The organism is Kitasatospora sp. NPDC088783, from assembly GCF_044750705.1.
GTDB classification, from domain to species: Bacteria; Actinomycetota; Actinomycetes; order Streptomycetales; family Streptomycetaceae; genus Kitasatospora; species Kitasatospora fiedleri.
Genome location: NZ_JBIVKJ010000015.1, coordinates 51,274 through 65,979, shown reverse-complemented (window position 1 = coordinate 65,979; position 14,706 = coordinate 51,274). Strand labels below are relative to the sequence as shown.

At 69.9% G+C, this 14,706-nt stretch carries 11 protein-coding genes and 1 pseudogene; 7 read left to right on the top strand and 5 right to left on the bottom strand.

The annotated features are described in order from the left end of the window. Positions 1–2: 2 nt before the first annotated feature. The 3 genes and pseudogenes from ACIP60_RS30965 to ACIP60_RS30955 form a co-directional block, all read right to left on the bottom strand. Positions 3–485: pseudogene (locus tag ACIP60_RS30965) on the bottom strand (integrase); the annotation flags it as partial. Between the two features lie 199 nt (positions 486–684). Continuing rightward, the gene (locus ACIP60_RS30960; RefSeq protein WP_400690637.1) at positions 685–1,056 is read right to left on the bottom strand and encodes a hypothetical protein; all 372 of its coding nucleotides are present in this window, start codon (positions 1,054–1,056) and stop codon (positions 685–687) included. A 43-nt stretch (positions 1,057–1,099) separates the two neighbouring features. After that, entirely contained in the window at positions 1,100–2,683 is a 1,584-nt protein-coding gene (locus ACIP60_RS30955; protein WP_400690634.1) for a restriction endonuclease fold toxin-2 domain-containing protein, read from the bottom strand. Positions 2,684–3,017: 334 nt separating this feature from the next. Between ACIP60_RS30955 and ACIP60_RS30950 the strand changes: the two genes are divergently transcribed. The 7 genes from ACIP60_RS30950 to ACIP60_RS30920 all read left to right on the top strand — a co-directional run bounded on the left by ACIP60_RS30950 (position 3,018) and on the right by ACIP60_RS30920 (position 7,291). Continuing rightward, the gene (locus ACIP60_RS30950) at positions 3,018–3,173 is read left to right on the top strand and encodes a hypothetical protein (RefSeq protein ID WP_400690631.1); all 156 of its coding nucleotides are present in this window, start codon (positions 3,018–3,020) and stop codon (positions 3,171–3,173) included. Next, on the top strand, positions 3,145–3,666 hold the full coding sequence (locus ACIP60_RS30945; protein WP_400690628.1) for a DUF6879 family protein: 522 nt from the start codon (positions 3,145–3,147) through the stop codon (positions 3,664–3,666). Before ACIP60_RS30950 ends, ACIP60_RS30945 begins: the two co-directional genes overlap by 29 nt. Positions 3,667–3,702: 36 nt before the next feature. Further along, positions 3,703–4,719, top strand: coding sequence for a helix-turn-helix domain-containing protein (locus ACIP60_RS30940; protein ID WP_400690625.1), 1,017 nt, complete (start codon positions 3,703–3,705; stop codon positions 4,717–4,719). Then, on the top strand, positions 4,640–5,335 hold the full coding sequence (locus ACIP60_RS30935; protein ID WP_400690622.1) for a radical SAM protein: 696 nt from the start codon (positions 4,640–4,642) through the stop codon (positions 5,333–5,335). Before ACIP60_RS30940 ends, ACIP60_RS30935 begins: the two co-directional genes overlap by 80 nt. Then, complete coding sequence (locus ACIP60_RS30930) at positions 5,272–5,706, top strand: hypothetical protein (protein WP_400690619.1); 435 nt, start codon at positions 5,272–5,274, stop codon at positions 5,704–5,706. Before ACIP60_RS30935 ends, ACIP60_RS30930 begins: the two co-directional genes overlap by 64 nt. A 367-nt stretch (positions 5,707–6,073) precedes the next feature. Continuing rightward, complete coding sequence (locus ACIP60_RS30925) at positions 6,074–6,568, top strand: transposase (protein WP_400690616.1); 495 nt, start codon at positions 6,074–6,076, stop codon at positions 6,566–6,568. A gap of 228 nt (positions 6,569–6,796) precedes the next feature. Continuing rightward, complete coding sequence (locus ACIP60_RS30920) at positions 6,797–7,291, top strand: hypothetical protein (protein ID WP_400690613.1); 495 nt, start codon at positions 6,797–6,799, stop codon at positions 7,289–7,291. Positions 7,292–7,313: 22 nt separating this feature from the next. On the opposite strand, the gene ACIP60_RS30915 is transcribed toward ACIP60_RS30920, so the two are convergent. Then, positions 7,314–8,366 (bottom strand): hypothetical protein, encoded by a 1,053-nt coding sequence (locus ACIP60_RS30915; protein ID WP_400690610.1) that lies wholly within the window; start codon positions 8,364–8,366, stop codon positions 7,314–7,316. A gap of 127 nt (positions 8,367–8,493) precedes the next feature. Beyond that, a complete protein-coding gene (locus ACIP60_RS30910; protein ID WP_400690607.1) occupies positions 8,494–14,601 on the bottom strand; it encodes an RHS repeat-associated core domain-containing protein in 6,108 nt (2,035 codons plus the stop codon). Between the last annotated feature and the right edge of the window lie 105 nt (positions 14,602–14,706).

Genomic DNA, 14,706 nt, shown 5'->3' with positions numbered 1-14,706 from the left:
CAGCGCGGGACCGGATCGATGCCCGCCGCCGTCAGGATCTCCCAGACCGTCGCCGCGCCGATCGGACGCCCGAGGCGGACCGGTTCGCCCTGGATCCGACGGCTACCCCCGCGCGGATTCTCGTTGGCCAGCCGCAACACCAGCGCCTTCACGGCGCTCGCGGTCGGCGGCCTGCCAGGCCTGCCCCGCTGCTTGCTGTAGTCCCACTTCTGGGCGATCGGCCTTCGGTGCCACACGAGCAGTGTCCCGGGCGTCACCGGAAACACCCGCGCCCACCGGCACCGGGGGATCAGCGACGACAGTGCCGTGAACCACAGCCGGTCCGCCTGCTCGTACCGCACTGGTGCGGTGAGTTGCCTGCGCAGCACCGCGTTCTCATGCCGCAGCACCAGCAGTTCGGCGTCCTTGGCCGCGTCCCGACGCAGCAGCACTGCCGGAACCGCGAGCAGCTTCCGAGCCCCCTTGTAGACCAGTGAGACGATCACTCGGACAGGGTTCCAGGAGGTCGTGACGGCTCGCCAGATCCACTCCGAGTAGCAGCGATGAGTTTCCGCGAACGACACAGGCCCATCGCGCACCCCCGCTGCACCAGGGCGCTGGGTCTGCGTCCGGACGCGCAGTGAGCGGGCGCCGGTCCGCAGCCAATCGCCCGGTCAAGCGACGGAGTCGACCGGCACGCCCGTGCTACATGCCGAAGTCCTCGGCCACCTGCTCCGCATCGGCCTGGACGTCGAAGGGCTCCGGTGTGCCGTCGTAATCGGCCCACCAGATGGCCGGAGTGGTGGGGGCGAGGTCCCGCAGGAGGGTGTGGATGATGACGACGGGCACCCGGAGCGGTTCCTGGTCGCGGAAGGCGAAGAACCGAAGGTCGTCGTAGAAGAGGATCTCGCAGTGTTCGTCGCCGACCCGGACGTCGATCTCCAGGACATCGCCGGGTACCACGCCGGCGGTGCTCTCGGGCCAGCGCCGCTGGACGGCCTCGGCGACTTGCTGTTCGGTGAACGGCCAGGCCGGGACGACGGATCGGTCGGCGCTGACGTAGAACTTGGCTCCCACGGTGTCCTCTTCCAAGACGGGCGGTCGGGCGGACGGCATCGGATCAGGGAACCACGCGGGTCTCCCCGGGAACATGCTGAGCGGCCATCAGCGCGTCGAAGTAGGCCGCGGACTTCTCGTCGTTGGTGACGACCTCCAGGTGGTTGACCTTGTTGCGGGGGTCCTGGAAAGCCGAACCGTACCGGGTGATCTCGAACGCCTGGTCCCTCATCGCAGGCTCGTAGACGTAGGGCGGGACACCGTCGACGTTGCCGAGGCGGAACGGCGACTTGCACCCCTTCTCCTGGCCGACGTACTTGGCCTCGACCGCCGCGCCGTCCTGGGGCCGGACGCCGTCGGCCTGCATGGTCGACTGCTCGCCGGGCTTCTTCGGGTTGGGCACGGTGGTGTACAGCTCGTACTGCGTGCCGCCCGCGACCCGCAGCTCGTACGCGCGCCGGGCGTCGATCTTCGGCTTCCCGGTGGGGCCAGGGGCTGTCGAGGTCCTGCCGTCGGCGGCCATCTTCGCCATCCAGACCCGCACGTCGTGCTGCTGCGCCGGCGGGAGGACCGGGAAGGCGCTGGCGGGATCCGGCGGCAGGGGGCCGACGCCCGGGGCGGCGAAGGGGGAACCGGGCGGGGTGGGGCCGGGCGCGGCGGCGGCGGGGGAGGCGACGGCCGCGAGCGTCAGCGCGGCGCCGCCGGCGACGGCGACCGGCACCAGGGCGGCGGCGGCCGCGTCGACGATCGAGGCCGCCTCGGCCAGGACCGCGATCTCCGCGCTCGCTTCGATCTCGGCGGTGAGCGCGAGCGCCGCGGCCCCGGCCTCGGCGGCGATCGCCGCCTCCCCGCCCGCCGCCGCCGCGTCCGAGATGCCGACGGTGAAGACGGTCAGCGCGACTCCCGCGACCGCCACGGCCGCGGCGGTGATCGCCAGGTCCTCCAGCGTGTCGCGCAGGTCCTCGATGCCGGCCGCGTACGCCTCGCACGCCTCGCCCAGTTGGTAGGCGACGTGCTGCATCGTGTTCAGCAGCGGGCCCGAGGTGGCGCACCCGTCGTGGACCTTGGCCCAGTTCGCGGCCATGCCGTCCACCGCCTGGGCGGTGCTGCTGGAGGTGACCGCGCGGATGCGGGCGTCGCCCTCGGCCCCGAGCTGGCTGAACAGCTGCGCCGCGCGTCTCCAGTCCTGTCCGGCCTGCCGCAGCTTCGCGGGGTCGCCTTGCGGCCAGAACTTGCTGACGATCTCCCGCACCGCCCAGTTCTGGTGCCCGACCGCGGTGGGGATCTGGACCGTCCTAGGCTCCTGCTCGCACTGCGGCTGCGACGACTTCGGCAGCTCCTGCGGTTTCATCAGGCTCTCGGCGATGTCCGCGTCGGTGCGGATGTAGTTCATCGCCATCGAGTAGAGGCCGTTCGCGGTCCCGCCCAGCTGCCCGAACACCCGGCCCAGCGCGTTCACCACGGACTGGGCGGCCGGGTCGTACTTGGCGGCGAACGCCCGGCCGGTGTCGTCGTCACCGGCCATGCCAGCCGCCTCGTCCAGCGAGCCGACCAGCCCGCTGTGCATCTGCGCCGCCCATGCCTGCAAGTCGGTGAACCCGGCCGACGAGATGATCATCTGCGACGGATCGACGTGGAACCCAGTCATGCTCGCCCCCCCAGTGAGCCGCAATTCGAGGCGTACGGTAACAGAAGGTGCGTTTCCAACCGCAAGCAGTGCGCTTGCGCGCGGGGGGCTGCGAGCCGTCACCCGCCAGCCGCACACGACACGGTGCTGCGCAACCACGCCGGATGACAGCAGAGTTGGCCCGAATCGCTCCGCTGTACGCGATCAATCGAGGGCAGCACGGGAGGCCGTCGCACTATCTCGCAACCGACGATCACAGGGGGAGCCGACGTCACTACAGTTCATCGGGAAGGACCCGAACAGCCCGAACGGCGACTCGCCGACGATCTGGGTCGACGAGGAGAGGAAGGACCTGGTGATCCAGGGGTGGAAGGCCGACCCGGAGACGGAGGCCGAGTGCCGGGCGACCGGGCGCATCCCCAACCACGAGGCCGTCGTCCGCGTGCCGGCGCGGCTCGCGCAGGCGATCAGGGAGGCACTGGATGTCGCCGAGCGCGACGACAAGGATTGACGAACTGCTGCGGGGGACCACCCGCTCCGCGCTCCACCTGGAGATGCGCGACGGGTACATGCAGGACGACCCGGCGCTGCGCGCCTGGCGGGACGGGCACCGGCTCGACCCCGCCGACCGGGCCTCGTGGTGGCGGCCCTGGCTGGACACCGTCGCCGAGGCCGTCGACCGCGGCGTGGAGATCCGCCGGGCCCGGATCGTGTCCGAGCCGGTCAGCGAGTACATCCGCTACGAGTACGACGTGACGTTCCCCAACGTGGCGGCCGGCGAGCAGGTGCGGTGGCTGCCGCGGCGCAACGCCAGCACCCTGGCGCTGCCGGGCAACGACTTCTGGCTGTTCGACGACCGGCTGGTGCGCTGGGGGCACTTCTCCGGCGACGGTGACTCCCTGGGCGGCGAGCTCACCGACGACCTGGCGGCCGTCCGGCTGTGCGCGGACGCCTTCGAGCAGGTGTGGGAGCGGGCGATCCCGCACGACAAGTACACGATCTGACCAGCTGGAGCACGAGCACACCGGACCGACAGCCCCATGCCGTACACCCCGTCCTCCAGCGTCGTCGCCGCCCGCAGAGCCCTCGCCGAGCGGCTGCGCGACCTCCGCCGGAACGCCGGGATCACCGGCGACGAGCTGTCGGCCCGGTGCGGCTGGAACCCCGCCAAGACCTCCCGCCTCCGGGCCGGGAAGGCCGCGCCGTCGGATGCGGACATCCGGGCCTGGTGCCGGGCGTGCGGGGCCGACCAGCAGGCCCCGGAGCTGATCGCCGCCTCCCGCGCGGTGGAGTCGATGTACGTCGAGTGGCGCCGCCTGGAGGCCGGCGGGCTGCGTCAGGCCCAGGATTCCGTCCTCGACCTCTACCGCAGAACCCGGCGCTTCCGCGTCTACGCCTCCCGCACCGTCCCCGGCATGGTCCAGACCCGCGCCTGCACCGAGGCCGTGCTGCGCGCCGTCCAACGCTCCCGCGGCACCGTGGACGACGTGGGCGGCGCGGTGGAGGCCCGGACGGCCCGCCAGCAGATGGTTTTCTCCAGCGGCGCCACGTTCGCGCTGCTGGTCGAGGAGTCGGTCCTGCGCGGCGCGGTCTGCGACGCGGAGACGATGGACGGCCAGCTCGGCCACCTCATCGCGGTGAGCACCCTGCCGCAGGTCAGCCTCGGCGTGATCCCCCTGGCGACCGGCCGCACCCGCTCCCCGGCGGAGGACTTCTACCTGTTCGACGACGTCCAGACCTCCGTCGAACTGGTCAGCGGACACCTGCGGCTGACGCAGCGCCACGAGATGGAGATGTACGCGGGCGTCTTCACCGAGCTGTCCCGGATGGCGCGCTTCGGCGCCGAGGCCCGGGCGCTGATCGCCTCCGCCATCGACGGCCGCCGTCGGTGGGTGCGCAAGAACTCGCAAGATCGTGGTCCCCGGGAAGCGGCACCTCCTAGCGTCGAGGCACCGCCACTTCACGGAGAGGCACCACATGCGACCAGCACCGACGACACCGACGGCCCGGCCGCCGGCACCCGACCCCAGGACCCGCCACCTGAGCTGGATCAATGACCGGCCCCAGCAGGTCGCCCTCCAACCCACAACCTTCTACAACCTCGACTGCGCCTACTGCTACCTGCCGGGGCGGGCGTCAAAGAGCACGATGCCCGTCGAGGTCGCCGAGCTGACCGCCGCGGGCGGGCGGCCGGTACGGATCATCTGGCACGCGGGCGAACCCCTCGCCCCGTTCGAGCCGCTGCGCGCCGAAGGCCGCGTCCAGCAAGCCGTCCAGACCAACGCCACCCTGGTCGACCGCCGCTGGTGCGACCTGCTCGCCGCCCACGGCGTCCGCGTCGGCGTCAGCATCGACGGGCCGCGCGCCCTCAACGCGCGCCGTGTCGACCGCGCCGGACGGGCCGCCTTCGACCGGATCGTGCGCGGCATCAACGCGCTGCGCGAGCACGGCGTGCCGTTCTCGGTGATCTCGCTGGTCAGCCGGGAGAGCCTGCACGCCCCGGAAGTGCTGCTCGACTACCTCGCCGACCTGGGCTGCCGCTCCATCGACCTGAACATCGAGGAGCACGAGGGCGTCAACACCAGCCGGGAAGTCCCCAAGCCGGACTGGTGCGCGAGCGCACCACGCAACGCACCGACTCCACCCACGTCCTGGCTGCGGTGCGCAACCTGACCCGCCTGGAACTGGTCACCGAGGCGGTCCGCGCCGCACTCGAAGAAGTCGCCGGCACCTCCCCTCATCTGCTGGACGAACTGGTCGACGAAGCATGGGGGCGCCGTTACGGCCGGCCGGTCCGCCTGGGCAAGAACCCCACCAAGCCCACGACCAGGATCCTCGCCACCGGCAACGACGTCGCCCAACTCCTGGAACACCTGCACCGGCACGGAGCAGGCCACGGTCCCGGCCCTCGCGCCCAGGCACTGCACCAGATCATGGTGCAGAACCACCACCGTGACCAGGCAGGCCGACTGCGCTGGCGCACCGCCGAGAAGGAAGGTGGACCCGGGCTGCCGCCCTCGTCCCGGGCGGTCGTCTCTCCCTAGGACACCTCAGCCCGCCATGCGAGGCACGGGCACATCATCAGCTGGAAGGGCTTTGCCGCCCATCGGACGGAGACCTGCGCTTCCGACAGCCCCAACGTGATCACGGACGTGGCCACCACCGCGGCCACCACCCACGACAGCCCGGTCCTGCCCGGCATCCACACCCGCCTGGCCCGCCGTGGCTTGCTGCCCGCCGAGCATCTGGTCGACGCCGGCACACCTCCCTGCCCCACCTGGAGCAAGCCACCCGTGAACACCGGATCACCGTCTCCGGGCCACTGCGGAGCAACCCCACCCACCAGCACCGCCGCAACGAGGGATTCGCTCGGGACGACTTCCATATCGACTACGGCCGTCAGCAGGTCACGTGCCCCAGGGGCAGATCAGCGCGGGCTGGCACGGCCCCTACCCGACCTCGTCACCCACCGCCGCCCCGTTGACCGCGGCCAGGTTCACCAAGAGTCAGTGCCGTCCCTGCCCGGCCCGCACCCGGTGCACCTCCACCGCCGACAGTGCCCGAATCGTGGGCTTTCCACCGCGAGAACTCCGTGACCTGCAACTCCGCGTCCGTGCCGAGCAACGGACACCCGAATGGAAGGCACGCTACGCAGTCCGCTCCGGAGTGGAGGGCACGGTCAACGAGTTCGCCCACGGCCACGGCATGCGACGCTGCTGCTACCGAGCACAAGGAAAGGCCCACATCCAGCACGTTCTGACAGCGATCGCCGTCAACATCGAGCGCCTCAGCGGACTGCCACCGGCCGAAGAAGCCCCCAGGTCCCGGCGACCGACTGCCTTCCAGCACTACCTCGACCAGCGCGAGATGCCCCGGTCGAGATCCTGGCGAACCCTGGGAACCTGACCGACATCTCCAAGATCCCCGACAGAATCAAGCTAAGAGTCGACCCCACCGCGGCCCCCGGACCTCCCGCAGCCCTCCCCGTGCCCGTAGACACTCCCCCGCCACGCCCCTGTCCCCGAGTGCGGCGCCAGGCCGAAAAGCGGCGTCTGGGACATCGGGACGGCGAAAGTGCGGGCGGTGGAGAGGCGAACCCTGCCAGGAAGTTGTCGTGGCTGGTAGGAATGTGGTGTGAATGAAGACGAGATCCTCCGGCGGATCCGGGAGCAGGCCCGCCCGGGGGAACTGCCGCCGCCCGCGCCGCCCGCGGCCGTGACCGAACTTGAAGCTGTGGTGGGGCATCCGATGCCTCCGTTGCTCAAACGGATCTACCTCGAAGTCGCTGACGGCGGCTTCGGACGCTGGGGCGAGGCGCTGTCCCTGACCGACACGACCTACAGCTTCAGTGACAGCGAGCCCCTGTTGCAGGAGTACCTGGGGTGGCGCGGGCGACCGCACCACCCGAAGTCCGTCGTCCCGCTCCTGACCTGGGGGTGCGCGATATGGTCCCTGGTCGACTACAGCACGCCGGAGGGCCGGATGTGGGGTTGGGACCCGAATGTCCGGTGCATCGAACACGCCTTGTTCCCCGAGGAGTTCACACTCACCGAACGACTCCTGGGGTGGCTGGACGGCGACGATGTCTTCCCCGAGGCCCCCGTCCCGGCCGACTGCCCGGAGTGCTGAGCAGGAAGCCCGGAACAGCAGCCTAGGCCGACGGACTGCGGACGCCGGAGATCAATCTCGCCGTTTCCTCCCGGGAGAGGAGGGAATCGAGTTCCACCGTCGCCCTCATGTGTGCGTACGTCCTTCCCGCCAGCCAGCCGAAGGGTTCGGGGGAAGGGCGGACGACGAGCGTACGGACGCCCTCGAAGACCGGGATGTTCGCGGGACGGCCCTCGGGTTCTACGTACCCGCCGTATGCGTCGTGGAGGAGGAAGCGCCTGGCGATCGGCCCGCCCTCCGAGATCTGCGGCCCCGTCAGGGCCGCGTCGACCCATGCGGGGTCCGGGCGCTCGCCGGGAAGGAGTCCGTCCGCCGGGTCACCGATCAGCACGTCGGCGAGCAGGGTGTAGAGCTGGAAGTTGTCGCCGACCCCGCTCATGGTCAGCCGGTAGCCGTTGCCCGTCCCTGGGTGGAGCACGACGAGCGGTTCCTCGTCCAGCACCAGGGAGAGCCCGTGGAGCCACCCGGCACGCGGCCAGGACGCGGCAAATTCCCCGGCAGCCCGCCGGAGGCGCTCACGGGACGTCATCGCAGCGCGGAACTCCTTGTTCCCCATCGCCGTGATCGACGCCTTGAGCCAGTTGTCGAGGTCGAGGTACGAGACCACCATCTCCGCGACCTCCGGCTCCGTGTACCTGTCGCCCTCCAACAGCCTCTCCAGGACGCTCCTCATCAACTGCGGATCACCACGGTCCGGGAGCGCGCCGCGGTCTCCCGAGACCCTGCCCCACTCCTCCGCGAAGACCACGCACCCCTCCAGCGCCGCTGCGGAGCGCACCGGGAGCACCTCGGCGAGCGGAAGTGGGGAACCGCCGAGTTCCACGCACGCTCCCGCCACCACGGCCAGCTTCGAGAATTCTCCGGCCACTCCGGGGAGCAACCGGGCGATTTCCTCGACGACAGCCGTCCGGAACCGGTCGTCCTGTTTCCTGGATTCATGGAGGAGTTCTCCCGACCGCCGCTGGAAGTCTGCGACGTCCCCCCTCTCGATGGCGCGCACCAGGTTGCGAACGAGGAGTTGAAGTCTGGCTTTCACGGAACACGATCCTATCCCATCACGCAGCGGCCCGCCGATGGTTCGGCGGGCCGCTGCGTCGGATCAACGGAGCAGTGCTCCGGAACGGTGGAACGAAAAACCGGCCGTCCTTTTCCAGGAGATTTCGTTATTCCTCGTCCTCCACGGCACCGTTCGACATGATTCCACCGCCTCCCTCCTCGTCCTCCTCGCCTCCACCGCCGCCTCCGAACGGCCCGGTCCCGAGCATCGAGGCACGGAGCCAGACTGCGAACGGCCTCCCCGAACCGAGGGCCTTCCGCAGGCTGGCCATAAGGGTGTTGTCCATCCTCTGACCATTGATGATCCCTCGGGTGCCCTTCTCCAGGACCGTGCCGGGACGACCCACGAAAGCCGTCGCGTCCTCCTCGCACTCCGGCGAGCAGATGTTCGCCGAGACGAGCGCCGTATCGACGTCCGTGATCTTCCCGCCGAGCGTCTCCTCCTGGAGATCGACGTCTTCCCGCAGGGCCTTCGCAGCGCCTTCCGCGTGCCCCTTCCCGAGTGACCCCTCTTTCGGTGAGGCTTTGAAGACCCAGATGCCTGCTTCATTGAGGCTCTTGATGACCGAAGCCGGAAGCCCCTTCTTGCTGGTGATCACCACGACCCGTTCGGCCTCACCGTCGCTGTACTGGACCGTCATCTTGGAAATGATGCTGGTGACGTCCTGGTACACATAACCCTTCTCCTTCGAGGAGTAGTAGTCGTTGAGGATGTTCAGGCCGGTGGTCAGGATCGACGCGGCCGCCGCGGCGGAGAGCTTGTTCGGCTTTCCGACCTTGGGCTTGTTCTCGGCCGTCGGCGCGTCCCGCCACTGCTTGCAGGCGGCGCTCTCGTCGCACGGGACTTCTCCGTTGCTCCCGGACGGGAGGAAGGCGTCGCTCCCCCCGTCCACGGGCGCCACACGGTAGTTCCCATCGGGATCCGCCCCGGTGACCGGGTCGTTGCCCGCGTAGTCGTAGCCGTTGGTCTGGCTCGGGTCGTTATCTTCGAACATGGGGTCGGGACTGAGGAAACGTCCGACCGCGGGGTCGTACTGGCGAACGCCCAGGGTCTCGAGTCCGGTGACGACGTCGTCGTGTCCGCTGACAAAGCCCTTGTCCCCGCCGACCCAGGTGCCGGCGGTGCCGCGTACCTGTCCGAAGGGGAGGTACTGGCGGCGGACTGCGGACAGGGTGCTCGCGGAGACGGCGAGTTGATCGGTGCTCTGCCGGTCGGGGACGAGGTAGTGGACGGCACCGGCGCTGGTGCGCTCGGCGACGGTGGAGTCGCCGAGCGTGTAGTAACGAGTACCGCTGACGCTCTGGGACGCGGTGCTGAGGACGATCTGGGCGTCGTCGACGTAGAGGGTGGTGGTGCCCGGGTCGCGGCGGACCGACATCTTGCCGTCGGTGTCGTAGACGTAACCGGCGGTTCCGGCACCGGTGGTGTCGGTGGCGAGCCTGCCCTGGGTGTCCCAGGTCAGGGTCTGATTGCCGAGGGCACCGCTGTTGATGCTCAGGGTGTTGCCGGCCGGGTCGTAGGAGTAGGAGGCGGTGCTGGCGGCGGCGCCAGGGCCGGTGGCCGTGGTGCCGGTGAGGGTGTGGGGCTGGTCGGTGGCCGAACCGGCTGCGGGGTAGGTGTAGGTGGTGGTGGTGTCGGGGACACCGGTGGCGCCGTGGTCGGTCTGGGTGGTGCGGTTGCCGGCCGGGTCGTAGGTCCAGGACTGCCAGTAGGGGGCGAGCGGACCGCCCACGGTCGGGCTGTTGCCGGGGACCGGGATGGCGGCACACCCGTCGGTGGCTGTCCAGGCTTGCTGGACGCGGTCGGCGTAGTCGTACTGGAAGCACTGGGTGTCGACCGTGGAGCTGTTGTTCTGCTTGTCGACGGTGGAGACCAGCAGGCCCGCACCCTTGGAGACCGAGGCGTTGGCGAAGGAGTAGGACAGGTCGTCAACGACCCCGGGAACGGCGGATGCCGTGGTCTGGATGTCGGTCAGGCCGTGGGTCTGGACGTCGTAGGTGAGGGCGGTCTGGACCTGGCTGGTCGAGGGCCCCATGGTGTAGATGAGCGGCTGGCCGTACTCGTCGTAGCCGACCGAGGTGACGTAGTCCCAGGTGGCACCGCCGCTGGACTTGAGCGAAGTGGGGTCGCCGAACGTGTCGTACCCGTAGGTGAGGGTCTCGGCGGGCAGGCCGCCCTCGGCGGGATCGTTCCGGGTCTTGAGGCGGCCGGTGAGGGTGTAGCCGTAGGTAGTGGTGAACCCGGTGGCGGGGATCAGGTTCGTGCCCTCACCGGTGAGCGTGGTCCTTGTGGCCTGGGCCTTGCCCAGACTGTTGTAACCGAGGACCGCGTTGGTGTACGTGTCACCGTTGGAGTAGGAGGTGCTGGAAGTGGGGTAGCCCTTCTTGAGGGTGTCGTACGTCCAGCCGGCGAGCTGGTTGGCGCTGGACAGGGCCTGAGTGGCGGTCGTGTCGTACAGGCCGGTCCTGCGGCCGTCGTCGTCGTAGGTGGTGGTGGTCTGTCTGCCGCGCGCGTCGGTCGAGGTCACGGGTCGGCCCGCGTTGTCGTAGCCGGTCCTGACGTGTCCGGCATCGGGATCGTAGCTGTCGGTACGTTGGCCGAGCAGGTCGTACGTCCAGGACCAGGTGTTGCCCGCCGGGTCCACCTGGGTCGCCGGTTTGCCAGCCGGGGTGGAGGTGTACCGGGTGTCGGTGTAGTCAGCGGGCTGGTCGTTGACGTAGTCGGCCGGCCGGCCGGCCCTGTACTGGATCAGGTCTGTCCGCCGGCCGCGGGCGTCGACGACCTGGGTGGTCGCGGTCCTGCCAGCCGGGGGGACGACGGTGGTGAAGTCGCCGCCGTAGCCGGTGGTGGTGCGCCACGTCTCCGTGCCGCGGGCGTAGGAGATCGCATCGGTCTGCCGCCCGGCGCCGTCGTAGGCGTAGCCGGTCGCGGAGGGGACGTCACCGATCTGGGCCTGCACATAGGTGGTGGACACCGGGGAGGCGTTGTAGTAGGGGTCGGTGATCCCTGACTTCCAACCGTCCGTGTTGTACACCGTGTCGGTGATGGTGCGGCCGCCGTCGACGGTCTGTGCCTGGGTCTCACGGGCCCGCAACAGCGAGTCGTAGAGGGTCTCGGACAGCCGGAAGGTGGAGTCGTCCTCAAGGGTGTAGGTGTCGACGACGGACGGGCCGCTGTCGCTCACGACGTAGCTGAACTTGAGGCTCGGCGGGTTGGGGGCGACTTCGCCCGGCCGGTACACGGCCGTCACGCGACCGAGGGCGTCGTACTGACTGCTGGTCACGTACCCTGCGGCGTCCGTGGCCCTCAGCACGAGGCCTCGCAGCGGGTCCAGGACCACGGTGCTCACGTGGTTCAACGGGTCGGTCACGGCGATGGACGTGGGCACCGCACCGACGGCAGGGACGTAGTCGGTGTGGGTCCTGTGGTTGAGCCCGTCGTACACGTCGGTCGGACGCCCGTACTGGTCCACCGCCCGGCTCTGTGTGGTGGTGCAGACCGGAGTGGACCCGGAGTAGGACGACACTTCCTGACGCTTGGTGGCGTCGCCGGCACTGGGCGCGGCGGCGAGGACGGCGGACGAATCGTAGAACGTCAGGGTGTCGCTGACCAGGTCGGCCGGGAGGTTCGGGGTGGCGGAGCAGCCGAGCGAGACGATCCTGGTCTCGGCGGTCTTGTCGAGGATCCAGGTGGTGGTGTTGTCTGCGAACTTGACGGTGGTGCACAAGTCGTCGGCCGCGGTGGAGACGTCGCCCTGGTCGTCGGTCGTGGCGATGCGGCCGTGGGAGTCGTGGGTGTAGTCGGTCCGGGTCTGGCGGGTCGAGCCGGACGCTAGCGGGGTGTAGACCCGCGTGGTGGCCGTACCGGTCAGGAACGCGTGCTGATCGGGCAACCCTCCGCCGAGCGCGTGGGTGGCGGTGGCTGCGGAGGACCACGGAGTGCTGATGGTGTCGGTGACGAGTGCGGGACCGTTGAAGACGCGGGTCTCGTACACCTGCCCGGAGTACTGGTCCAGGTCGGTGATCGCGGGATCGCCACGGGAGTCGGTGACCGTGGCACGGCGGACGCCGTTGTTCGGCAGGGTGTCGCCGTCCATGCCTCGGAAGTAGCCGTACTGGGTTCTGGTGACCGGATCCGGCGCCGTCCCGGTGGAGACGACCATGCCCTGGTAGCCGCGCCACTCGTTCCAGGTCCGCTGCCCGGCGGGGAGCAGCGGGTTGTCGTCGTGGTGCCAGGCGGGGGTGCCGACGGGGGTGTAGCTGGTGGTGACGGTGTCGTTGGCCGATCCGCCGGTGGGGTCCTGCTGGGTGACGCTGGTGACGACGAACTTGTTGAACCAGTCCAGGACCGGGGACGTCTGCCCGTTCGGGGTCCAGTAGGACGGGTAACAGAGCCTGGTGTTCTGCGCGGGGTCGCTGGGGACGGCCGTGGCACAGTCGGGGGCCGAGTAGGTGACGGTGACCCGGGCGCCGGTCTCGGTCGTGACGCCGGTCAGGCGCTGGCGGGTGATCGGCGAGTACCCGTCGGTGACGTCTACCCGGTTCGACAGCGGCCGACCGGTGAAGGCCACCCGTGGCAGGGAGAGGGGCACGCTGGATCCGCCGGCGCCGGTGTCCTGGCCCGTGTGGGTGATGGAGTCGAGCCACAGGGACGGCTGGGTGGAATCACCGGTCGGGGGGAAGGAGTATGCGAGCGCCCAGGAGTCGGCGTCGGTCTCGGTGGTCCCGACCAGCACCTGGGTCCGGATGCCGGTGACCATGTACGCGGTCCAGAAGGACGGGGCGTGAACCAGGCAAGCGGCACCGGCAGCGCAGTCCATGTCGTAGGGGACGTCGGGCCAGTCACTCGCACTGGAAGCGTTCAGGCCGGAGACGTCGCAGCCGGTCGCAGAGGTGTTGCAGCGCCCGTTGACGGTGAAGACCACCTGGGCGGCGGGCTGGGTGGAGTAGACCTGGCCGGCCCGTTGGCCGTACTGGATCTTCGACAGGTAGCCGCCGCGGGTGTACTGGGCGGTGGCGGTGGCCGCGTCATCGGCGGCGTAGTGGCCCTGCTCGGTCTTGTAGAAGTAGGCGATGGTGTCCGCGTGGGTGTCGACGACGTAGTCGAGGTTCCACCGGTAGGCCTGCTGGCACCAGGAATCGGCGAACACCGCGTGGTAGCAGGGCTGGCCGGCCGTGGTCGCGTAGACGGGCTCGGTCCACACCGAGTCCGTAGTGGCGCTGCCGGAGGTCCAGCCGGGCAGCTGGTTCAGGCCGAACCAGTACTGGGTGCCGTCGTTGGTGGTGACCTTGAAGTGCTCGCCGTTCTGCGCGCCGTTGGCGGCACCGGCCAGATACTCGATCTTCTCGTTCGAGTCCCCCTGCGCCCGGTAGGTCCCGGTGGCGTCGTCCTTGATCAGCTTGGTGCTGGAGCCGTTCAGGGAGAGCGTCAGGGTGTTGCCAGCGGACCAGCAGTTGTCCCCGGTCCGGGTGGGGCCCGCGGGGTTGTCGTGGCAGGAGGCGTAGGAGCGCTCGACGAACGACTGCGGGAGCTGCCAGCCGTCGCCGACCTGGGACGCCTGGTTGTTGGTCGAGGAGGTGAGGCCGTCGACGGACTGGGAGTCGTAGGACAGTTGCAGCTTCGGGACCAGGTTCCCGGGTACCGCGGGCGCGGGAATCGGGTTCGACCAGGTGAAGGAGTCCGCAGCGCCCCCGGCCTGCCACGAGCCGGCCGCCCTGAGGCTGGTGGCGGTGACGTCACCCCCGCCGCCGGGCCCGGTGGTGGCGGTCGTGGTCGCGGCCAGCACGGTGGTGGACGAGGCGATCCCGGCCCGTACGGTGCCGACCGGTCCGGCCTCGGCTTCGGGGTTCGCAGTGCCGGTGCGCAAGGTCGCCGATGACACCGACGTGCCCGGAGGTCGCGGATCACCGCTGCGGGCGCCGCCGTCCGGGAGGAGGAGGTCGGTTTCCAGTGTCCGCTTCGCGGTGTCGTTGCGGAATCCGACCGGTGTCTCCCTGCGGCACGCGGGCACGGTGGGCGTGGTGAGGGCGCAGGCCGGAAGCTGGACCAGGCCCAGTCGGGTAGCCCAGTCCCCGCCGAAGGCGTCCTGGAACTGCCGGTAGGACAGCGCCAGGTGCAGGGGGGTTCCTCCGCCGTCGCTGCCGTCCCGCTCAACCGACACGACGACGCCGTTGATGCCGAGGGCCTGCGCGGCCTCACGGGGGGCGATGGTCACTCGCGCCGAGGACGGCGTCGCGTCGGCGCTCTCCCGGGGTGCTCGGTCCTCTTCGGAGTGTCCACCGATGGCAGCGGAGAGCCGGACGGGCAGCGTGCCTGCCTG